The sequence below is a fragment of the Paenibacillus sp. FSL M8-0212 genome (genome assembly GCF_038004645.1).
GTDB lineage: Bacteria > Bacillota > Bacilli > Paenibacillales > Paenibacillaceae > Paenibacillus.
Genome location: NZ_JBBORP010000001.1, coordinates 6,372,791 through 6,394,135, shown reverse-complemented (window position 1 = coordinate 6,394,135; position 21,345 = coordinate 6,372,791). Strand labels below are relative to the sequence as shown.

The following is a 21,345-nucleotide window of genomic DNA, read 5'->3' as shown; positions in this document are numbered from 1 at the left end:
TTTGCGATTCGAAGTATAATAAAAGGTAAACTAGCTAATAGAAACAAGAGGAGTCTTTATGAATAAAACGATTTCTGATATCGCTCAGATGGCAGGTGTGGCAAAAAGCACGGTCTCTCGCTACCTGAATGGCGGATCTGTTAGTGAGAATACACGCCAGAAGATTGAGCGTATTATCAAACAATACAATTATGTTCCCAACACATTTGCACAGAGTCTGAAGGCTAAGAAGACCAGTATTATCGGTACGGTTGTGCCACGTCTTGATTCTTTTGCAACATCCCAGACATTGATCGGAATTGATGAAGAACTGCGGAGTAATCAGTATCAGATGCTGATCGCAAATACGAGTCAGGACATGCAACGCGAGATTGATGCCATCTATGATTTTGCACGACAGAAGGTATCAGGTATTATTCTGCTGGCTGCTGAAGTGACTGAAGCACATCTGAAGGCCGTTGAGGATATACGGATTCCGGTGTTATTGGTGGGGCAGCAGCATGAGCAACTGCACAGTCTGGTTCACAATGATGACCAGGCAGGTTATGAGATGGGCAGATATGTCGTAGAACAGGGTCACCGCAAGATCGTGTATATGGGAGTTAGCGAGAAGGATCGGGCGGTAGGGATCTATCGTAAACAAGGGTTCCAGCGAGCAATCGCCGAGTGTGGTGGATGTGAAGTGAAGTATTATGAGACAAGCTTTAAGATGTCGGAAGCCATTGTTACCGCTGAAGCCATACTGAAAGAAATCACACCAACAATCATTGTAGGGGCCACGGATAATATCGCACTGGGTGTGATGAAGATTGCGTTCTCCAATAAAATCCGCATTCCGCAAGATTTGTCCGTTACCGGATTTGGCGGATATGATATTACGGAGATGATTCACCCCACGCTGACGACAGTGAAATATCATTATTTGCAGGCGGGCAAAGTAGCGGCGAATCACATTATTCGTCTGGTCAAAGGCGAGTCGGTGGAGGAACGAACAACATTGGACGTAGAACTAATTCCTCGAGAAAGCGTTGACAAATTATAAAAACATCCTTTATGATAATTCCATCGAACCGGTTCCAATGTAAATATCCAATACGGATATGCGAACACGGGCAGGCATCAATGCCATATGGAATTATTTTTTTGCGTCGAATGGAACCGGTTCCTACATTTTGAATGGAGAACAGCTATGAAAATGACTAGAGAGCAACGCTACAGACGAATTGAGCAAGCGCAGCCTGAAGAGATTGCGAAGCTTGAAGCACAGATATCTGTATGTCCTTGGCGACAGAGTTATCACATTCAGCCGATAACAGGTCTGCTTAATGATCCTAACGGCTTTGCATATTATCACGGCTATTATCATCTGTTCTATCAGTGGTTTCCACTTGGAACAGAACATGGCATGAAATACTGGTATCATACTCGCTCGAAGAATCTGGTGAACTGGGAAAATGTCGGGATTGGAATCGAACCGGATAGCTGGTATGACTCACACGGAGCTTATTCCGGTAGTGCGATTGAAAAAGACGGCAAGCTGCACTTGCTGTACACGGGCAATACGAGGGATGAGGCTTGGGTCAGACATCCGTATCAGTGCTTGGCAGTTATGGATGAAAGCGGTTCAGTAAGCAAACTGAATGATCCCGTGATCTCGTCTGTGCCAGCCGGATACACGGAACACTTTAGAGATCCCAAGGTGTGGCAACAAGGAGATACGTATTATTGTGTCATTGGTGCGCAGAGAAAAGACGAGACGGGATGTACGGTGCTGTATCGCTCAATTGATCTGAAAAAATGGGAGTTTTTTGGTGAAATTCATACGCAATTAACCTCCTTTGGCTACATGTGGGAGTGCCCGGATTATATGGAGCTGGACGGGAAAGGTGTACTTGTCTTTTCCCCGCAAGGCTTAGATGCAGCGGGAGATCATTATCAGAATATTTTTCAGTCCGGTTATCTGATTGGTGAGCCGCTTAATCTCCAGACGAGAGAGTTCACACATGGTGAATTTCAGGAGTTGGATCGTGGATTCGACTTCTATGCTCCACAGACGATGCAGGCTCCGGACGGAAGACGTATTCTGGTTGGTTGGATGGGGCTTCCCGATCTGGCGTATCCGACAGACGATAATGGCTGGGCTCATTGCCTGACCATTCCTCGGCAGTTGTCACTCCGAGACGGGAAGTTAATTCAACAACCAGTTGCAGAGCTGGTTCAATTGCGCAAGCAAGAGGAAGGAACTTATATTCGCGCAACAATGGACAATGAAAGTCGTTCTTTTACAGGTTTCAATGGAATTTCCTATGAGCTGATATGTGAGATAAGCCATGTAGAAGCAGAGATTGTCGGCATCGAATTCCGAGCAAGTGAAACTGAGAAAACGGTTCTTCTGTATGATCGGATTCAGCACAAAGTTGTCTTGGATCGGATGATGTCTGGTGCCGAGCTAGCAGAGCAGAATGGCGTTGTACGACGGTGCACACTTACTGCGGACGTGATTAAGTTTCATCTGTTCGTTGATGCGTCTTCGGTAGAGATCTTTGTGAACGATGGGGAAGAGGTCTTTACCAGCCGGATTTTCCCAATTCCGGACAGCGTGGATATTCGTTTCTTTGCACGCGGAGGCAAAGCTGATTTTGAAGCAACACATTGGCATTATTAAGTATTACTTGAGAGGAATGAGATAACATGTCGGAGAATCAACGAATTGCCCAGGAAGTGATTCATGCCATCGGGGGCAAAGAGAATATTGCATCATTTGCACATTGTGCAACACGTCTTCGCATCATGGTGAAAGATAAAGAAAAGATTGATCAGAAAACGGTCGAGAACATCGAGAAGGTGAAAGGCGCCTTTTTCAACTCAGGTCAATATCAGATTATCTTTGGTACGGGAACAGTGAATCGAATCTTTGAAGAGGTTGAGAAGCTGGGAATCGAAGGAACATCCAAAGATGATGTGAAGAGTCAGGGGAAAAAAGAAGGAAACGCTTTTCAACGGGCTATCCGCACGTTTGGTGACGTATTTGTACCCATCATTCCCGTTCTGGTAGCTACAGGTTTGTTCATGGGATTGCGCGGATTACTTACCCAGAATGAGATTTTAGCGTTGTTCGGTGCAACACCTGATGATATCTCGGCCAATTTCCTGTTGTTCACTCAAATCCTGACGGATACGGCATTTGCATTTTTACCTGCACTTGTAGCGTGGTCCGCATTCCGCGTATTTGGCGGAAGTCCGGTACTTGGTATCGTACTGGGGCTAATGCTGGTTAATCCCGCATTACCCAATGCTTACGCGGTGGCAGATGGATCAGCACAGCCGCTGCATATGTTCGGTTTTATACCTGTCGTGGGTTATCAGGGATCGGTTCTGCCCGCGTTCTTTGTAGGTTTGATTGGAGCCAAGTTTGAAAAGGTATTAAGAAGACGGGTACCAGAGGCACTGGATTTAATTCTGACTCCTTTTATTACGTTAACAGTCATGATTACGCTTGGACTATTCGCGATTGGTCCCGTGTTCCATTCCCTAGAAGAGTGGGTGCTGCATGGAACAACTGCCGTATTGGATCTTCCGTTTGGCATCGCAGGTATTATCATTGGATTCTTCCATCAGATTATTGTCGTTACCGGTGTGCATCACATCTTTAATTTCCTGGAGATTCAACTACTGGAGAAAACGGGATTCAATCCGTTCAACGCCATCATTACCTGTGCCATGGCAGCACAAGGAGCGGCTTGTCTCGCAGTCGGTCTGAAGACCAAAAATATGAAACTCAAAGCACTCGCATTACCTTCTTCCTTGTCCGCATTTCTGGGCATTACCGAGCCAGCCATCTTCGGAGTTAACTTGCGTTATATGAAACCATTTATTATGGGACTGGTTGGTGGTGGTGTGGGTGGTTTCATCGCTTCCCTGTTCCATCTGCAAGGTACGGGCATGGCTGTAACGGTTATTCCCGGTACACTGCTCTATCTGAACAGCCAACTGCCGTTGTATATCTTGTCCAACGTAGTTGCCATGGCGATTGCATTTGCGCTTACCTGGTTCTTCGGATATAAGGATCAACCGATTGCAGAAGAATCAATGAGCCATGACAACAGTGGAGTAACATCAGGTGAAGTTAATGCAGTGGATTCTAATCCGCGTATTAATTCAGTTACCGATGCCGTTACAAGCAATCGTCCTAAGGTAGATTTTCTCGAAATCGCTTCGCCAATGAACGGTACCGTCGTTGCTCTGGAGCAGGTTCCTGACCCGGCGTTCTCGGAAAAACACATGGGTGAGGGCATTGCCATTGAGCCATCAGAAGGTAAGGTGTATGCACCGTTTGATGGTGTCATCGCACATGTCATGAACAAGAGTAAACATGCGGTGATTCTGGAGCATGAGACAGGTGTACAGATGCTGGTTCATATCGGAATTAATACGGTTGGACTAAAAGGAAACGGTTTTACTGCGCATGTGAATAGCGGAGATCGTGTAACTGCAGGACAATTATTGATTGAATTCGATATGGATGTCATTCAGGCCGCGGGTCTGCCAGTGATTACACCTGTGTTGATCCCAAGCGGAAATGAAACCATAGCGACCGTTACAGCAACGTCAACAGGTCATGTTCAAGCTAATGGGGAAGCAGTACTGGTCGTAAAATTTACTGAACCACAATAGTGGCACGTTATAAGGGAAATGGTAGAGATGTAACTCTCCCGTTTCCCTTTTTGGTGTACAATCGTATGAAATCAAAGAAATAGATCATCAATAATCTAATTGAACAAAGTGTTCTAGCACAAAAGGTAACACCAGTGTACGATTATCCAATCGACGCCCTATGAAAAACAAACGTCAATCGTTATCTTACAGACCAGCGTGACGTTTCAGTCGCTCGGCAATCTGCATTAGATCTTCCGCGGATATTCCTGGCGCAAATTCTTCCGGCAGATCAGGTAGCTCAGGCACTGGCCCTCCATAACCTGGCAAGCCGGCAAAAGCCTCCAGTTTACCACCATCGGTTGGATGTACTCCTTTCCAGATCTGGGCAATACCCTGATAATCCTTGTCACTAAACGTGTACAGCCTGCGGTGCTCTCCCATCGCTTCCCATTTTCGTGTCGTTTCAAAAGCTTTGTTATCCAGTCGTGGAATAGGGAACATCTTCGTTACATCCACGCCCGTTGCAATTTCCAGTGCCTTAGCATATGCCAGAACGTGCACACCTCCACGTACAAGCAGATAACCTGTCATTTCTCGGGCTGTCTTGTTATCCGTCATTTCGTAGACTCTCATTTTGTGCGTCCTGGCTCCACATTCAAGAAAGAAATTATGCAACAGATCAAAGATCAGATTGCCACTGCTCACGACATACGAACCATTCCAGGGTCTTCCCATGGAGTCATAAGGGAGCGCTGTCTGAGCTGATTCAATAAAATGTGAAGTCATCCGTGCGTCTTTGCCTACACGTAGCGGGGTAGAGTCTGGAGCGCCTGGTGATGTCGAACCTTCAAGCATGAGGTTAATCGTATTGGCGACAAGTTCGACATGGCCGAATTCCTCCGCGGTAATGCTTGCAACAATGTCATAAAAAGGACGCAGCTTGGATCTGCCTCTGAAATTGAATGACTGAAACATATAGTTATTTAATGTTGACATTTCCCCGAACTTTCCACCAAGCAACTCCTGAACTGCACTAGCTCCATTAGGGTCAGGATTACTGGATATGGGTAGTTCGATAGCAAGACGGTCTACACGTTTAAACATGACATTTCCCCCTCAATCCTAGTTAGTGTAAAGGTATGAAGGGGCACTTGTACGTTATTCGATCAATTGTGAAACAAAAACAAAACGTTCTGCCAGAGCTTAAAGCTCTGAACAGAACGTTAGATGAGTTCTTATTTGGAAGCTACGCCAACAATGCTGGTTCCATTTTTCGTGATTTTGTACGTCAGCACATCTCCGTTCCAGAAATGGAATTTAAGCGTGACTTCACCATCATTGGTTTCATTGAAGAAGTTAGGTTTCAGCTCAATCACATTACCTTCGTAATCTGGGCTAAATGTGTAGGAGAATTCTTTGAACGAAGTCCAGTTCTGTGGACCGGCGTTCTCTCCGTTTGCATATGTTGCTTCCATCGTGGCCAGCTGATTGCCGTTAAACGTAGTCGGAATGGCAAAGGCACTGGTTGTACCTGTTGCATCGTTCAACTTAGGTGTGTCATATTTAATGATATTGAAGTTCCAGTCAGCACCTTCATTGAATCCAGCCGTGAGTGTGGCATTTACGCCCAAATCACCAGAGGCTGTCAATTTGGTTAACAGATTGGATTTTAACGTAAGTACATCTTTTTTAATTGTATAGTCTTTACCTCTTACAAGAGGGGTAGTGCCATTTTTCAACGAATTGAATTTGTTCCCATTCAGATTGAGTTTTACCTTCTTATCTTGAATGGCTTCATTTTGTTTAAGATACACGAGGTCCGTTTCGGCTGTGGATGAGCGACCTGTCCAGCTGGCTTTCATGGTATCAAATAATTCCTGATCAGACCAGGTAAAACTTGTGCGACCGAAGTGTTGACCGTTATCCCATAACATCGTTGTCATCTGTTTTTGGCGCAGATATTGTCCAACAAATTCGAAGAATTTCAGTTTTTCGCCTTGCTCAATGACACCTGTGTGCTGGTCAAAACCAAGCAAGCCATACTCACCAACGATAACCGGAATGCCTTTCGCTGTAAAAGCATTGTATACCCGATCGAATGTGTCGGTAACGTCTTTCTGTACTTCCTCGTTATACTTGGTGTAACCTGCGATGTTCACACTGAATGGCCAGAACCCGTAGTAGTGAACGGTTGCAATAATATTGCTGTCATTCAATTTTTGAATGGTCTTATTCAGTTCATCCAGATCAGGTTGAGCGGAAGAAGTATGCATCGTTGGAAGCACAAGTGGACGTGTCTCGTTGTTTCCACCCGAAGTTCTTACGATCTTGTGAAAAGAAGTATTCAACTCGTCCAGCATGCGATATCCAATCGCTGCATCTGTTGTGCCGCCTTCAGAGAAACGTGGTTCGTTAACACTTTCGAACATGAGTTTATCGGATGCATCTTTGAATTTGTCCGCAATCTGAGTCCAAGCAGAGTTATAACGTGTAAGCACGTTGTCATGGTCTTTCTCCATGTAACTGATCCAACGCCAGGAATCATGGTGAAGATTGATCATGACGTAGAGATCCGCATCGAGGGCCCAGTTTACCACTTCTTGAACCCGATTCATGTAAGCGGAATCAATTATGTAGTCGGGTGCGTCACCGATGTGGGCTTCCCAGGTCACAGGAATACGGATACTGTTGTAGCCCTCAGCTGCGATCGATTGAATTAGTTCCTTTGTAATGCGCGGGTTGCCCCAGGCTGTCTCATCCTCACCAACGGCGTCCAGAGAGTTACCCAGATTCCAGCCAGGCTCCATGGCGTTTACATAGGTCTGCATTTTGCTTGGAGCGGCTGAGGTATTGGCCTGTTCGCTGTTGTCAGTTGCAGCTGAAGCCATAGCCGAGGAGAATAGAGATAGAATCAGGGCAGTCACAAGCGTAAGAGATAGGACTGATTTGCGGTTTTTTTTCATTAATATAGTCTCCTTCGAATAGAGAATGTTTGAACGTGAATAGCGGTTAAGCAGGGTGAAAATAGAGCTCAACGCAAACAAAAATTCACTTGTTTAATACTGGAATCACCACCGATTTATGTACTGAAAGCGTTTTCGTAATTTACTATATCATGATTTAATATTGGACAATACCTGCACAATTGGTATAAAAATCATGTAAAAATCAGTGATTTGGTCATATTTATAGATTGTGTAGTAAGCGTTTATTTCATTGGAAATAAAAATCATATGGTTGCTTTTTAATGATAATTAGATTTAAATACCCTGGGAGGGATCTAATATGAAGCTGGATGCACATCAACATTTCTGGGAATACAATGTCGCCGAGTACGGATGGATTGGCGAAGAGATGAAAGCCATTCGTCAATCTTTTCTTCCGGAAAATCTTGAACCTTTATTGGTCCAATCCGGACTGGAGGGATGTATTGCGGTACAAGCCAGACAATCACTGACAGAAACCGAGTGGCTTCTGCAGTTGGCAGATCGGCATGAATGTATCAAAGGTGTTGTCGGATGGGTGGACCTTTGTTCGGATGAAGTTCGGAATCAGCTTGAATTGTTCGCGTCCAATCCGTATCTTAAGGGCGTACGACATGTCATACAGGATGAACCTGATCTGAGGTATGTATTGAGAGAAGACTTTCAGCGCGGAATTTCATTGCTAAAAGAATATAGTTTGGCCTATGATCTGTTGGTATCCAAGGAGCAATTGCCTTATGCCGTTGAATTGGTTAAGACGTTTCCTGAACAGCGATTTGTCCTTGATCATCTAGCCAAACCCGACATAAAATCAGGTATAATCTCACCCTGGAAAGAAGCACTTGAGTCATTAGCCGCACAACCTAATGCGTACTGTAAACTTTCAGGGATGGTGACGGAAGCAGATTGGGCAAATTGGACTCCAAAGGACTTTACAGCCTATCTGAATATCGCCATAGAAGCCTTTGGTGCGGAACGGTTAATGTTCGGGTCCGACTGGCCCGTGAGCAACGTTTCAGCTACGTATTCTGAAGTATACGGTCTCATTAATTCTCACATTAATGCCCTACCTATATTAGATCAACAGATGATTCTTGGCGGCACATGTGCTGCATTCTATCAAATATCGTAGTGGGCATTCCGAAGCTAAACCGGTTTCAAGAAGTTGACAACTGTTCTGATTCTTGCTAAAGTTTTATCCAATCCGCATAATTGTGATCTGGGAATGTTACCGATATGGGCATAACCTGAGCTGGCTTGTTTACACGTAATCGTGTACCAGGCTGGTTCGGGTTTTTTCTATTTAAGTTGAACAAACGATTTTACACGGGACGACTGCGCGGCCAGAACAATCTTCCAATCGCTGTTATCTCCAGATTTTTCGATCCCCTTTTTAAAGGGGAAATCCGGTGATAGCGTATGCTTCCGATGTAGCTTTCTTGCAGAAAGCTTGTAGGCGAACGCGCCGCTTCTCCAGATTTTTTCTGTCCTCTCCGTTTATGTGTAATCGTGTAGTTCAACTTAGATATTTTGTCTCTATAATTTTCTCGTGATTTGAGCGGATAGCTGAATTACATATTTGGAAGGAGAATGATGATGACGAATTTTAAATTTCCTAAAGACTTTCTGTGGGGTGGAGCCATTGCTGCCAATCAGGCGGAGGGCGCATATCTGGAAGATGGCAAAGGGCTGAGTATCGTTGACTTGCTGCCAACAGGTGAGAACCGCAGAAGTATTATGAAAGGTCATGTTCCGGCTTTTACGCCGCTCGCTACCGAGTTCTATCCTTCACACGAAGCGATTGACTTCTATCACCGTTACCCTGAAGACATTGCTTTATTTGCCGAAATGGGGTTCAAAGCACTGCGTGTCTCCATTGCCTGGGCACGGATTTTCCCAACAGGAGAAGATGCACAGCCAAATGAAGCCGGATTGCAATTTTATGATAACCTGTTTGATGAATTGTTGAAAAACGGCATTGAACCTGTGGTTACATTGGCTCACTTCGATGTGCCTGTGCATCTGATCGAGAAGTATGGCAGCTGGAGAAGTCGTGAACTGGTGACGCTATTCGAAACTTACGCTAGAACGGTATTCACTCGGTACAAAGACAAGGTGAAATACTGGATGACATTTAATGAGATCAACATGTTGTTACATCTTCCGTTCCTTGGGGCGGGGCTGGCGTTCAATGAAGGGGATAACATCAAGGAAATTCAATATCAGGCTGCTCACCATCAACTGGTTGCAAGTGCACTGGTAGTCAAGGCATGTCATGAGATTATTCCTGGTGCCATGATTGGGTGCATGCTCGCCGCAGGAAGCTTCTATCCGTATACCTGTAATCCGGAAGATGTGTTCCAGGGTATGGAAAAAGATAGAGAATCCTATTTCTTCATTGATGTGCAGTCACGTGGGGAATATCCGGGTTACGCCAAACGGTTCTTCAAAGATCACGGGTTGAACATTGTTATGCAGCCGGGTGATGCGGAAATCTTGAAGAATCATACCGTAGATTATATTGGGTTCAGCTACTATTCAAGTCGTACAACAAGTACGGATCCTGAAGTTGTCAAAAATATGACCAGTGGTAATGTATTTGGCTCGGTAGCCAATCCATATCTGGCGAAGTCCGAATGGGGATGGACCATTGATCCCAAAGGATTCCGTATTACCGCCAATCAACTACATGACCGTTATCAGAAACCGCTGTTTGTTGTTGAAAATGGATTTGGTGCGAATGACGTGGTTACACCGGAAGGTGAAGTGGATGATGCATACCGGATTGACTACTTGAAACGGCATGTAGCTGAAATGGGTGAGGCCATTCAGGATGGGGTGAACATCATTGGTTACACCAGCTGGGGACCTATTGATATTGTAAGTGCATCCTCAGGTGAGATGAGAAAACGTTATGGTTACATTTACGTGGATCGTAATAATGAAGGTCAAGGAGAGCTGACACGACTGAAGAAGAAGAGTTTTGAGTGGTACAAAAATGTGATTGAATCCAACGGAACAAACCTGGGTGACGAGTAGTTTATATTTTTCTGAATTAAAATGGTCTTGTATGGCAATAAAACATCGGAAGCTTCATCTATATAAATTGAACTAAACATTTACACAAAACGGAGAGGACAAAAAAAAGCTGGGGATAACAGCGATCGGAAGGTTGTTCTGTCATCGGAGTAGCTAGTGTAAATATTCTCTAGTTCAATTTATATAACTATGGGACTTCCGATTGTCCCCGCCTTGAAAGCGTTGACATTTAGTCAGGTTCGCGCTATACTTGACGCAAATATATCGTTTCTGGGATTGTTACTACACGAAGTAGGCAAAACCTAAGCACCAAAAAAAGCAGACCACCATGTCTTGTTTATTTTGTGATGCTTCAGGTTTTTTTTGTATGCCCAAAAGACGATGTATAACTGCCAAGAGAGTGGAACGTGACGGGGGGATTGAAGTGAAAATAGCAAAGGTTATCAACAATAACGTCATTAGCATCTATCAGGCGGATGGAGCAGAGCTTGTGGTGATGGGACGTGGGATTGCCTTTAAGAAAAAGCCGGGGGATAAAGTAGACGAGACCCGCATCCAGAAAGTATTTGCATTGAAAAACAAACAAACATCCGATAATTTCAAAATGCTGCTGCGTGAAGTTCCGATGGAACTGATTGAAATTGTGGAAGAGATCATCACGTATGCGCGTGAGAATCTGGGCCGAAAGCTGAATGAGAACATCTATGTATCTCTTACAGATCATATTAACTTCGCCATCGAACGTTATCGGGAAGGCGTGGAGATCAAGAACGCATTAATGTGGGAGATCAAACAGTTGTACAAGCCCGAATTTGAACTGGGCCTGAGGACGCTGGAACAGATCAACACCCGAATGAATATTGAGCTTCCAACCGATGAAGCCGCTTTTATTGCCCTGCATATTGTTAACGCAGAGATGAACGAAGAAGTTATTACAACGATGAATATTACGAAGTTTATCCAGCAGATTATTAATATAGCGAAATATCATTTCAAAATGGAATTTGATGAGGACTCTCTCAGTTATTTTCGCTTTATCACACATCTGAAGTTCTTCTCCCAGCGTGTGCTCAGTGGTACGCATTACGACAACAACTATGATCATTTCTATGACATGATTAAGGAGAAGCATCCAGATGCGGCAGCATGTACGGAGAAAATTGAGTTGTTTGTCAAAAAGGAATACAACCATGAGCTGACCAATGAAGAAAAATTGTATCTGACGGTTCATATCGAACGAGTGGTTAATCGATAATATTTAAATGTTGACAAAAATGGTTTAATTATAATAATATGTGATTAACAGGAATTGAATACGATTTAACTGGGATTGTTACTGGTTATGCAGGCAAAACCTAAGTCATGAGAAGGTCAGGACCATTGCGTCCGCTCACTCAAGGCTTAGGTTTTTTGCGTGCAAAAAAATCGGTAAAGGGCCTGTTTGAGAAAAAGTGGGGGTGCAGATCATGAGTCAAGAGAAACTGGCCAAAGAGATTGTAGAACTGGTCGGCGGTGAGAAAAATGTGGAATCGCTGGTTCATTGTGCAACACGGTTACGGTTTGTATTGAAGGACGATGCCAAGGCAGACAAAGCCAAACTGGAGAAAACAGAAGGCATCATCGCAGTCAAAGAAAATGGAGGACAGTTCCAGGTGGTTGTTGGTAACAAGGTGCCTGAAGTCTATAGTGCCATTGGACAGATCAGTAACATTCTGGACGATTCGTCAGATAAAGAAAAACCTCGCAAAGCAGCCAAAGGGCTCGGGGGGATTATCGATATCATATCCAGCATCTTTGCACCACTTCTGGGTGTTATGGCGGGAGCCGGTATTCTAAAAGGGTTATTGCTGATTGCAAGCAATATCGGATGGCTGGAAACGACAGAAACAACATATACAATCCTCTATGCAGCAGCAGATAGTCTCTTCTACTTCCTGCCTCTGTTGTTAGCGGTTACAACAGCACGAAAATTCCAGGGAAATATGTTTGTAGCGATGACGATTGCAGGAGCACTGATCTATCCATCCATCGTCACGTTGAAATCAGAGGGAACACCAACGGATTTCTTCGGTATCCCAGTCATTCTGATGAACTATTCATCGACGGTTATTCCTATCATTTTAGCTGTCATTGTGATGAGCAAGTTGGAGAAGTTCTTCAATAAGACACTTCACGATAGTGTGAAAAACTTTGTTACGCCATTATTTTTACTAGTGATTATGGTACCACTGACACTGTTGGTATTCGGACCATTTGGTGTCTACGTTGGTAATGCAATTGCAGCTGGACTCGTTGCCGCATTTGGATTCAGTCCATTGCTCGCAGGAGCCGTTATGGGTGCAAGCTGGCAGCTGCTCGTTATCTTCGGAATACACTGGGGTCTTATTCCGGTATTTATCAACAACGTTGCAGTGTATGGACAGGATGGGGTTAAACCAGCTGCGACAGCTTCAATCTTTGCTCAAACGGGTGCTGCTTTTGGGGTTATGCTGAAAACCAAGAACAAAAAACTGAAAACGCTGGCGGGATCATCCACGTTGACGGCTTTGTTCGGTATTACGGAACCGGCCATCTATGGGGTAACATTACCACTGAAACGTCCATTCATTGCAGGAGTTATCGGCGGTGCAGTTGGTGGAGCTATCATTGGTCAAGCGGGCACATTGGCATTTGCATCCGGTGCACCGGGACTGCTGACCTTGCCAATTTTCTACGGACCAGGTGGACAAGGTTTCCCAGGATTGATTCTGGGTATCGTAGTATCGTTTGTTGTTTCGGCTGTACTGACGTACATCATGGGCTTCAAAGATCCGGTTGAAGAAGAAACAAAAACTGAATTTACGTCATCCGCCCAGCAACCTGCCCGTACAATGAATGCTTCAGATGAAGTGGTATTCAGCCCAATCGAAGGAACGATTGTGGAATTGTCGGAAGTTCCAGATCCGGCCTTTGCATCAGGAGCAATGGGGAAAGGGATTGCGATTGAGCCAGCTGTGGGCAGAGTCGTAGCACCTTTTGACGGTACAGTTACCGTTGCATTCAAGAAAAAACATGCCTTGGCTGTAGTATCAGACACCGGTGCTGAAATATTGGTTCACGTGGGAGTTGATACCGTTAAATTGGATGGGCAGCATTTTGTTTCCCATATCAAAGAAGGCGATCGGGTCCAAGCGGGAGATCTGTTGCTTGAGTTCGATATTGCACAGATTAAGGCCGCTGGTTATTACACGGTAACGCCAATTATAGTAACCAACTCAGCCAACTACGAAGAAGTGATTCCACAGGCTACAGGTCAGGTTAGTAGCCAAGAGCTTCTATTAAAATTAAGTAGCGGTAATGGTCAGGAACAAAAGTAGATTGATGTACTAATCTGATGGTGCCGTGTTTTCATGGTTCCGTTGACAGGGTGTAATTGGAAAATTATAATTAGAATTGTACATCTATACATGATAATGAAAGGTGGATTATTGAACATGACACATGCGATGAGACTGCGTTTCCTTCCTTTGAATCGGTAATTGAATATGTTCAAAGGCTCTGACCATTGGTTCAGAGTAAACGGGACCAGTCTGTCATTTTCAATCATCCTGACCTTAAAATAAGTGTTATACTCGCTTTCCCGTTTACGTTGAATCACAGGTCGTGGCCTGTGATTCTTTGTTTTTCTTCTGATTATCTTAATCAGATAAATAATTAGGTAAAGGCGCTCAATACAGACTACTGGAGGTAACCGCCATGATGACGTTACTGTTCTATTGATACGAGCTGGCACAATCAGCTCGTATCGATAGAAGCGTGCTTCGCTATCGATACGAAATAAATTTTATTTCGGAGGTAGCGAATATGGAAAAGATATGTTTTGAATTAGAACAGGTTGAAATGACCTATATGGATAAAGTAATACTGAACATTGAGCGACTGGCTGTTCATCAACTGGATCGCATTGGTGTAGTAGGTGGTAATGGTCAGGGTAAAAGTACACTGTTGAAAATCATTGCGGGGCAGATCCAGCCAAAAGCCGGAAAGGTAAAACGTTTTGCAGAGTTTGGTTATTTGGAACAAGTGGAACCACCCCAGTCTAACGAAAATATCGAAGTTGACGGGGCTTTACTCAGTAAATTAGCCATACCTCAACAGGATCAATCATGGAGTGGCGGAGAACAAACCCGTTTGAAACTGGCTCAAATGTTCACTCATTATCATGAAGTACTGTTACTGGATGAACCAACAACACACCTGGATCAAGAGGGCATTACATTTTTGCTGGATGAATTGCGTTATTACTATGGGGCAATCGTACTGATCAGTCATGATCGTGCGGTTCTGGATGAACTGGTGACCACGATCTGGGAAATCCATCAAGGTGAGGTTCGCGTATATTCTGGCAACTATAGTGATTATCAGGCACAGAAGAGGCTGGAGCGTGAACAACAAAACCAGGCCCATGAGCAGTTCTCGAAGGAGAAGAGGCGATTGGAGCTGGCCGCCCGGGAAAAGATGAAGAAAGCCGAGAAAATAACGCAGGCTGGAAGCATGTCCAAAAAAGAATCCAAGGCAAAAACAAACCGTATGGTTGAAACAAAATCCAAAGGCACCAGTCAAAAAGGGGTGCACCGCGCAGCCAAAGCGATTGAACAGCGGATGCAACAACTTCATGAGGTAAAAGCAGTGCAAGAGGATCGGCCTATGATCTTCCGTCAGCCAAAGACACTGGAGCTGCACAATCGATTTCCGATTATGGCAGATCGCCTTACACTTGAAGTGGAAGGTAACGTATTGCTGGAGGATGTGAGTTTTCAGGTTCCATTAAAACAAAAAATAGCGATAACCGGAGCCAATGGCAGTGGGAAAAGTACATTGCTTAACCATGTTTTCCATGTCGGAGATCAGATCATAATGTCTCCAAAAGCAAAGCTCGGTTATTTTCAGCAAATGAGCTATCGTTTCACGACAAAAGAGACCGTATTACAATTCCTGAAGAATCGTTCGGAATATGAGGAATCAGAGCTGAGAAGTGCATTGCATGCAATGCAGTTTACAGGGAATGACTTGCTCAAGAATGTTGGGACATTAAGTGGAGGGGAAGCGATTCGTCTTCAATTATGTCACTTGTTTCTTGGACAATATAACATTCTATTGTTGGATGAACCGACAAATTTTCTTGATATGCATGCATTGGAAGCGTTGGAGCGTTTTATTAAGGCATATGAAGGAACGATTCTGTATGTATCTCATGATCAGAGGTTTATTGAAAATACAGCGGATCAACAATTTCAGATTACAGAGCGTCAATTAATTCAGGTGAATATATAAGTTGAACTAAAGAAGATTTACACGGATCACTCCGATGACAGAACAACCTTAGAGGAAGAGAAGTAACAAAAACAGCCAAAGTGATTTTGGCTGTTTTTGATTTAGTATATGGAGGCTCGTGATCTAATAGGATATGTAGCTTCTATTAAGAATCCGCTTTTATAACCGTGGAATGCATGTTACCTGTTAGGCGTTGAGGTGGGAAAACCATGCGCACGGGCGCAATGATGATGGCAGCAAATACAGCTTTGACCAAATCCCCAATAATGTAAGGATAGAATCCTTGAATCATGGCCTCGGGTAAGGACATTTTGTATGCATAGGCAAGCCAAGGGACACCCGAGACATACAAGAGCAGTGAGCCAAATAGTTCAAATACAACAAAAGCGAGAATGAATCCTGTTACACCTTTGATGTTGATTCGTGCAAGCAGCAGTCCAATCAATAATGCGGAGATCGGCCACATCATCACATATCCTCCGGTAGGTCCAAGCAGTACTGCAAGTCCTCCGGTCCCGTGTAGCAAGGGGAATCCAAGAGCGGTGAGCAGAACAACGATCGTGACACTTAGAAAACCATAGAGTGGACCAAGTAATCCTCCGGCCAGCATGACAGCCAAAGTTTGTAATGTTATCGGTACAGGGGAGAAGCCAATGGGAATGCTTATGTAACCAAAAAGTACTAAAATTGCGGCCATAAGTGCGCTGAATACAATGCCTCGCAAAGATAATTTCATGTTTGAACAATCCTCTCCATTTTGGTAATATGATTGTTAACCAATTATATAAATGTGGTTAACGATTAGGATCGTACCACATAACAATAGAAAGGGAAAGGACTAATTTACGATGCAAGGCAACCTGCCTATAATTACATTAGAAGATGTCCGGGTGCATTATGCTACCGAAGGTGGTCAGGTGAGGAAAGCGCTGGATGGGGTTTCACTTACGCTGCACCAAGGCGAATGGATTAGTATAGTAGGGGCGAATGGCAGTGGAAAAAGCACACTCGCTGGACTACTGATTGGATTCATTCCACTATCGGGAGGCTTACGGGATATCTCAGATGAACTTACCGTTCGGGGGGTATTACAGCAACCTGATGCACAGGTACTGGGTGATACCATTGAAGAGGAATTTCATTATGCATTGTCACCATTAATGAATACTGTAGAAGAACAATTGGAGCAGAGGCAGGACGCATTACATACCGTAGGACTTCAATATCCCCCGGATATGGCCATCTCACAGTTATCGGGTGGACAGAAACAACTGCTTAACATTGCGGTAGCACTCGCGGCCAAACCGGATATATTAATTCTGGATGAGCCAACAGCCATGCTTGATCCGGGAGCAAGAGACCGTATCGAGGCTATCGTTCAGAAGATTACCCAGCGGGGTACAACGGTGATCTGGATTACGCACCATCTGGAGGAAGCAACCCTGTGTGATCGAATCATTGCTATGGAGAGGGGACGTTGTGTGTACAACGGGGAGCCGGGGTCCTTTTACTATGAAACAGAGATGAATGAGGAGGCTACTCGGGAAAATGTACAGCTATCTCCCTGTGAACGGTTAGGATTGGACCCCCCTTTTACTGTAAAAACTGCGTTATTGCTCAAGCAAAAAGGTATGATGCCAGAAGCCATGCCACTGCGACCTGAGCAACTGGCCAAGGAGGTCGCACGTTGGAGATTGAGCTAAGCAATATACGTATAGGAGCATCGGAATCGAGTAAACGTGCTCTGCTTGAAGATGTGACAGTGCAATTGAACAGTGGGGAAATCACGTTGTTGCTGGGCTGTACGGGTTCAGGAAAAACGACTCTACTACAGACATTGGCTGGTCTGAGACCTCCCGATGCAGGAAGTATCACATTGGATGGCACACCTTTCTGGAAAGAAGGAAAAGTGCCGCAGTCGATTTTATTGCAAATGGGATTATTGTTTCAATTTCCGGAACAACAACTGTTTGCGCGAAGTATTCAGCGTGAATTCACATATTCTCTGCGTCCCTATCGACTTTCAGAGAAACAGCAACAAGAGCAGATCACAAAAGCACTGAACCAATGGGACCCGCCAGTTTCCTCGGAGTTGGACCGACGTTTTCATCTGGACAGGTCGCCATTTGCTCTAAGTGGGGGAGAGAAGCGCAGGCTTGGACTTGCTCTCGGAAGTGTGACCAATCCACACTGGCTTCTGCTGGATGAGCCAAGCGCCGGGTTGGAAGCGCAAAGTGTCGGGCTTTTGCTGGATGTATTGGCGCAACATCGTCTGGCAGGTGGTGGGGGCGTGGTAGCAACCCATGATCTGGATACATTCTTGCCTTGTGCGGATCGAGTATTGTTGTTGCAGGAAGGCCGTCTAATCGCCGATCTTACGCCGATAGAACTTCACAAAAGACCTGAACTGCTGGAGCAGACAGGGATCGGACTGCCACCATCGATGAGACTGGCACAGCAGTTAAGAGCAGCGGGTCTTCAGCTGCCTTTAACCGCGATGACGCCAGAAGAGATGGCTGACTGCATTGTTCAGTCTAAGTTAATTGAGGTGGGGATTCAGAACGAGTCGATAGAAACATCAGGGACGGTAATGATGGAAGTCAAGAGCGATGCAATGAAGGATGAAAAAGAAGCACTGATGCTGTCGTCCATTAAAACGGAAGATGATCCGAAGCTTCTTCCGAACACATTGACTCATTCAGGCGGATTATATGGCGTTATGGACCCGCGTTTGAAATGGATTTTGTATATTTTGCTGGTCACCGCAGCTATGCTTCAACAGCGATGGCTGGGATTGACGTTAACACTGGTGCCGGTAGTAGCAGCACTTGCCGTGCTCCCGCGTCAGACTTTGGCTGGATGTATGAAGTTAATGAAGCCATTATTATTCTTTTTCATCATATCATCGGCGTTATCTGGGACAACTCTTTCAACAGAGGGAGGAGGTCTGCACTTTGGCTTTTCCCTGATGCAGGCGGAGGGCACTTTGCTGAATGTGTATCGTTTGTTTATCGTCACATTGGCAAGCCTTTGGTTTTCGTTGACGACACCTTATGGGCGAATGGTAGAAGGGCTTAACTGGGTACTCGGTATCGGTAAAAAAATCAGGCTGCCCGTAGCTTCGTTTGCACTTGCTGTATCGTTAATCTTTCGGTTTATCCCGATGATCTGGAGTGAGTGGCAGCGATTCTCACTGATCGTGCGGGCACGTGGAAAGGCAGCTTTAAGACCAAATACCGTTCGAATTCGTGACCTGGGTCCGATGGTGATTCCCTTGTTGATGGCACTGTTCCAACGTGCAGAGGATATGACCATTGCGATGGAAATGCGTAAAGTTAGAGAGCACTCTACGCTCGGAGGACGTTCATCGTTATTGGTATGGTCCAAACGCGATACCTGGATTAGCATGGCCGGCCTCATTGCTTTTGTACTTTTAATATGGATTCGCTAACTGTGATGGCGATAATGATCGTGATGGATCCGGTAATGGATCAAAACCTAAACGCAGTGTTTTCCAAAGGTCATGCATAAATGCGTTTGTCCTCGCTCACAATAAGTGGACGTTGGTCATCTGAAGTGGATCAGGAGGGATAAACGATGAAAGATAAGTTTTTGCGTGAAGATCGGCAAGAATATACCGATGTGTCTACGGTGGAGTCGCAGCGAAACGATATCACACTCGAAGAATTCCCGGAGGGTCCTTACGGTTCATCTCTGTTATCCGAGTCTCTTGGGAAAAGTTCTCCGTGGCGCGTGGACCAGCGGTCTGCACATCGTTTTGATTATGAAAATCATGAGCTTCACGAGGGAGACGTACGGGATTATCCAGGTCAGGATGTTTTTGACGAAACGGTTCCGGATAACGTGTCCAAGCCTCAATATACGGAAGAATCGTAATGAGATTTTGATATAAAATAGAGCGTAGCCTCCAACAGGTTTTTCCTGTTCGGGGGTTATTTTCGTTGTGTTGTGTTTAATGAAAACAAATCTCCTCCAATTCCACATTATGGGTTATTATGTTTGTAGCTCGAAGTAAAAATTTGGTTGAATATGCGGGGGGACTTGGAATGAGAGAGATCGATTATAGTCAGTATTTCTGGCAGGATGATAAGATCAGATTACGTGCTTTGCGTGAAGAAGATTGGGAGGATCATTATTATAACCGCTTTGATACACCTGCCCGTCGGTTATTGGAGTGTGCAGTAGAGTTGCCGCCAACCCATGTTGAAGCGAAGAGTTTCACGGAAAACTTCTCTGATTTTTCTTTAACCAAAGGAAGGATCATGTTTACAATTGTAAATATGGATGGTGAAAATGTCGGAGGTGTGAATCTGAACAGCATTGATGAAAGGAACGGTACCTTTAGCATTGGCATTCAAATTGACAGGGATCATCGAGGAAAAGGATACGGAACCAGAGCCGTTCGAATCTTGCTGAACTATGCCTTCTTCGAGCGCAGGCTCAACAAATTTAATGATTATGTACTCCAAGGAAATGAACCTTCCGCAGCAATGATGAGAAAACTTGGATGTGTTCAGGAAGGTGTGCGTCGCCAGGTGATCTATATGGATGGAAAATACCAAGATCTGATCCTCTTTGGATTGACCAAAGATGAGTTTATGGAAAAAGAGGGGCTTGTTTGAAGTAAAGCTAATAAGCTGAAATTAAGTGTGTAGTAGGAGGAACTATGAACCAACCCATACTAACCGATGAATTAATCATCAATTGCAAGGATATTTATTTACGTGAGTATCGACTCGAGGATTTGAAGAAACTGCAAGAAATTACGTGGCAACCTGAGGTGTATGAATTCCTACCTGGATGGAACGCTACGATTGAAAGCAGGACCCTGTGGCTCACTGAATATGAAATCCCTGAGAATCAGCGTTTTAAACAAGCTGTAGTGGCGGGAGGGGATATCGGAGAGTTATGTTTACGTATGGCTATCGTACTCAAAGAAAATGATGAGTTTATCGGATGGTGCTGCTCAGGGATCAAGGACGAACTGCCAGCACCCAATCGGGAGATTATGTACGGTATTTCGAAGCATTTCAGAAATCGTGGTTACACAACGCAGGCGCTCAAAGGATTGACAGATTATTTATTTGAATATACAAATGTGGAAGTGTTAAATGCCATCGCTTTGACTAACAATCAAGCATCCAATAAGGTGATACAGAAATGTAATTTTGAACGGTTAAATTTGATCGAAATCGAGAATGAACCCTATATCCATTATCAACTGTGTAAGGGCAAAGGTCATATTTGATTGAACGTTTATCCTCATTGAAAATAGCTATAATATGAAAATTTCGGATCAGGTTAGACAGTTATTGCTGGCTGCCTGATTTTT

Annotated in this window: 16 protein-coding genes; 13 read left to right on the top strand and 3 right to left on the bottom strand. The window is 44.5% G+C overall.

Annotated features, from left to right (window positions below):
- Positions 1 to 58: 58 nt before the first annotated feature.
- The 3 genes from MKX68_RS27870 (at position 59) to MKX68_RS27860 (ending at position 4,674) form a co-directional block, all read left to right on the top strand.
- The gene (locus MKX68_RS27870) at positions 59 to 1,042 is read left to right on the top strand and encodes a LacI family DNA-binding transcriptional regulator (protein WP_340915023.1); all 984 of its coding nucleotides are present in this window, start codon (positions 59 to 61) and stop codon (positions 1,040 to 1,042) included.
- A gap of 147 nt (positions 1,043 to 1,189) precedes the next feature.
- A complete protein-coding gene (locus tag MKX68_RS27865; RefSeq protein ID WP_340915021.1) occupies positions 1,190 to 2,665 on the top strand; it encodes a glycoside hydrolase family 32 protein in 1,476 nt (491 codons plus the stop codon).
- Between the two features lie 26 nt (positions 2,666 to 2,691).
- On the top strand, positions 2,692 to 4,674 hold the full coding sequence (locus MKX68_RS27860; RefSeq protein WP_340915019.1) for a sucrose-specific PTS transporter subunit IIBC: 1,983 nt from the start codon (positions 2,692 to 2,694) through the stop codon (positions 4,672 to 4,674).
- A gap of 186 nt (positions 4,675 to 4,860) precedes the next feature.
- Here the strand turns inward: MKX68_RS27860 and MKX68_RS27855 are convergent, their stop codons facing one another.
- Together MKX68_RS27855 and MKX68_RS27850 are read right to left on the bottom strand one after the other, a co-directional pair.
- Complete coding sequence (locus MKX68_RS27855) at positions 4,861 to 5,760, bottom strand: manganese catalase family protein (protein ID WP_338594374.1); 900 nt, start codon at positions 5,758 to 5,760, stop codon at positions 4,861 to 4,863.
- A gap of 131 nt (positions 5,761 to 5,891) precedes the next feature.
- On the bottom strand, positions 5,892 to 7,619 hold the full coding sequence (locus tag MKX68_RS27850) for a cellulase family glycosylhydrolase (protein ID WP_340915017.1): 1,728 nt from the start codon (positions 7,617 to 7,619) through the stop codon (positions 5,892 to 5,894).
- 322 nt (positions 7,620 to 7,941) lie between these two features.
- Between MKX68_RS27850 and MKX68_RS27845 the strand changes: the two genes are divergently transcribed.
- The 5 genes from MKX68_RS27845 (at position 7,942) to MKX68_RS27825 (ending at position 15,992) form a co-directional block, all read left to right on the top strand.
- The gene (locus MKX68_RS27845) at positions 7,942 to 8,772 is read left to right on the top strand and encodes an amidohydrolase family protein (RefSeq protein ID WP_340915015.1); all 831 of its coding nucleotides are present in this window, start codon (positions 7,942 to 7,944) and stop codon (positions 8,770 to 8,772) included.
- Positions 8,773 to 9,236: 464 nt separating this feature from the next.
- Entirely contained in the window at positions 9,237 to 10,679 is a 1,443-nt protein-coding gene (locus tag MKX68_RS27840) for a 6-phospho-beta-glucosidase (RefSeq protein ID WP_340915012.1), read from the top strand.
- Between the two features lie 424 nt (positions 10,680 to 11,103).
- Positions 11,104 to 11,934 carry a BglG family transcription antiterminator LicT gene (gene licT, locus MKX68_RS27835; RefSeq protein WP_340915010.1) on the top strand — a complete coding sequence of 277 codons (831 nt, stop codon included), beginning with the start codon at positions 11,104 to 11,106 and terminating at the stop codon, positions 11,932 to 11,934.
- Positions 11,935 to 12,145: 211 nt separating this feature from the next.
- Positions 12,146 to 14,035, top strand: coding sequence for a beta-glucoside-specific PTS transporter subunit IIABC (locus MKX68_RS27830; RefSeq protein WP_340915008.1), 1,890 nt, complete (start codon positions 12,146 to 12,148; stop codon positions 14,033 to 14,035).
- Between the two features lie 487 nt (positions 14,036 to 14,522).
- Positions 14,523 to 15,992 (top strand): Msr family ABC-F type ribosomal protection protein, encoded by a 1,470-nt coding sequence (locus MKX68_RS27825; RefSeq protein ID WP_340915006.1) that lies wholly within the window; start codon positions 14,523 to 14,525, stop codon positions 15,990 to 15,992.
- A 145-nt stretch (positions 15,993 to 16,137) separates the two neighbouring features.
- On the opposite strand, the gene MKX68_RS27820 is transcribed toward MKX68_RS27825, so the two are convergent.
- Positions 16,138 to 16,728, bottom strand: a complete 591-nt coding sequence (locus MKX68_RS27820; RefSeq protein ID WP_036608438.1) for a biotin transporter BioY — start codon at positions 16,726 to 16,728, stop codon at positions 16,138 to 16,140.
- Positions 16,729 to 16,840: 112 nt separating this feature from the next.
- Here MKX68_RS27820 and MKX68_RS27815 point away from each other — a divergent pair, with 112 nt between their 5' ends.
- The 5 genes from MKX68_RS27815 (at position 16,841) to MKX68_RS27795 (ending at position 21,261) form a co-directional block, all read left to right on the top strand.
- Positions 16,841 to 17,695, top strand: a complete 855-nt coding sequence (locus MKX68_RS27815) for an energy-coupling factor ABC transporter ATP-binding protein (protein ID WP_340915004.1) — start codon at positions 16,841 to 16,843, stop codon at positions 17,693 to 17,695.
- The gene (locus MKX68_RS27810) at positions 17,680 to 19,443 is read left to right on the top strand and encodes an ATP-binding cassette domain-containing protein (protein WP_340915002.1); all 1,764 of its coding nucleotides are present in this window, start codon (positions 17,680 to 17,682) and stop codon (positions 19,441 to 19,443) included. The genes MKX68_RS27815 and MKX68_RS27810 overlap by 16 nt, the downstream gene beginning before the upstream one ends.
- A 146-nt stretch (positions 19,444 to 19,589) precedes the next feature.
- On the top strand, positions 19,590 to 19,889 hold the full coding sequence (locus MKX68_RS27805; protein ID WP_338594391.1) for a hypothetical protein: 300 nt from the start codon (positions 19,590 to 19,592) through the stop codon (positions 19,887 to 19,889).
- 170 nt (positions 19,890 to 20,059) lie between these two features.
- Entirely contained in the window at positions 20,060 to 20,635 is a 576-nt protein-coding gene (locus MKX68_RS27800) for a GNAT family N-acetyltransferase (protein WP_100528943.1), read from the top strand.
- Between the two features lie 44 nt (positions 20,636 to 20,679).
- Positions 20,680 to 21,261, top strand: coding sequence for a GNAT family N-acetyltransferase (locus MKX68_RS27795; RefSeq protein ID WP_340915000.1), 582 nt, complete (start codon positions 20,680 to 20,682; stop codon positions 21,259 to 21,261).
- Positions 21,262 to 21,345 lie beyond the last annotated feature (84 nt).

What these genes read in the sequence shown, in the direction of transcription:
- MKX68_RS27815 (WP_340915004.1), top strand. Translation starts at nt 16,841, where the DNA reads ATGCAAGGCAACCTGCCTATAATTACATTAGAAGATGTCCGGGTGCAT.
- MKX68_RS27860 (WP_340915019.1), top strand. Translation starts at nt 2,692, where the DNA reads ATGTCGGAGAATCAACGAATTGCCCAGGAAGTGATTCATGCCATCGGG.
- MKX68_RS27845 (WP_340915015.1), top strand. Translation starts at nt 7,942, where the DNA reads ATGAAGCTGGATGCACATCAACATTTCTGGGAATACAATGTCGCCGAG.
- MKX68_RS27830 (WP_340915008.1), top strand. Translation starts at nt 12,146, where the DNA reads ATGAGTCAAGAGAAACTGGCCAAAGAGATTGTAGAACTGGTCGGCGGT.
- MKX68_RS27850 (WP_340915017.1), bottom strand. Translation starts at nt 7,619, where the DNA reads ATGAAAAAAAACCGCAAATCAGTCCTATCTCTTACGCTTGTGACTGCC.
- MKX68_RS27855 (WP_338594374.1), bottom strand. Translation starts at nt 5,760, where the DNA reads ATGTTTAAACGTGTAGACCGTCTTGCTATCGAACTACCCATATCCAGT.
- MKX68_RS27805 (WP_338594391.1), top strand. Translation starts at nt 19,590, where the DNA reads ATGAAAGATAAGTTTTTGCGTGAAGATCGGCAAGAATATACCGATGTG.
- MKX68_RS27795 (WP_340915000.1), top strand. Translation starts at nt 20,680, where the DNA reads ATGAACCAACCCATACTAACCGATGAATTAATCATCAATTGCAAGGAT.
- MKX68_RS27820 (WP_036608438.1), bottom strand. Translation starts at nt 16,728, where the DNA reads ATGAAATTATCTTTGCGAGGCATTGTATTCAGCGCACTTATGGCCGCA.
- MKX68_RS27800 (WP_100528943.1), top strand. Translation starts at nt 20,060, where the DNA reads ATGAGAGAGATCGATTATAGTCAGTATTTCTGGCAGGATGATAAGATC.
- MKX68_RS27870 (WP_340915023.1), top strand. Translation starts at nt 59, where the DNA reads ATGAATAAAACGATTTCTGATATCGCTCAGATGGCAGGTGTGGCAAAA.
- MKX68_RS27840 (WP_340915012.1), top strand. Translation starts at nt 9,237, where the DNA reads ATGACGAATTTTAAATTTCCTAAAGACTTTCTGTGGGGTGGAGCCATT.
- MKX68_RS27825 (WP_340915006.1), top strand. Translation starts at nt 14,523, where the DNA reads ATGGAAAAGATATGTTTTGAATTAGAACAGGTTGAAATGACCTATATG.
- MKX68_RS27865 (WP_340915021.1), top strand. Translation starts at nt 1,190, where the DNA reads ATGAAAATGACTAGAGAGCAACGCTACAGACGAATTGAGCAAGCGCAG.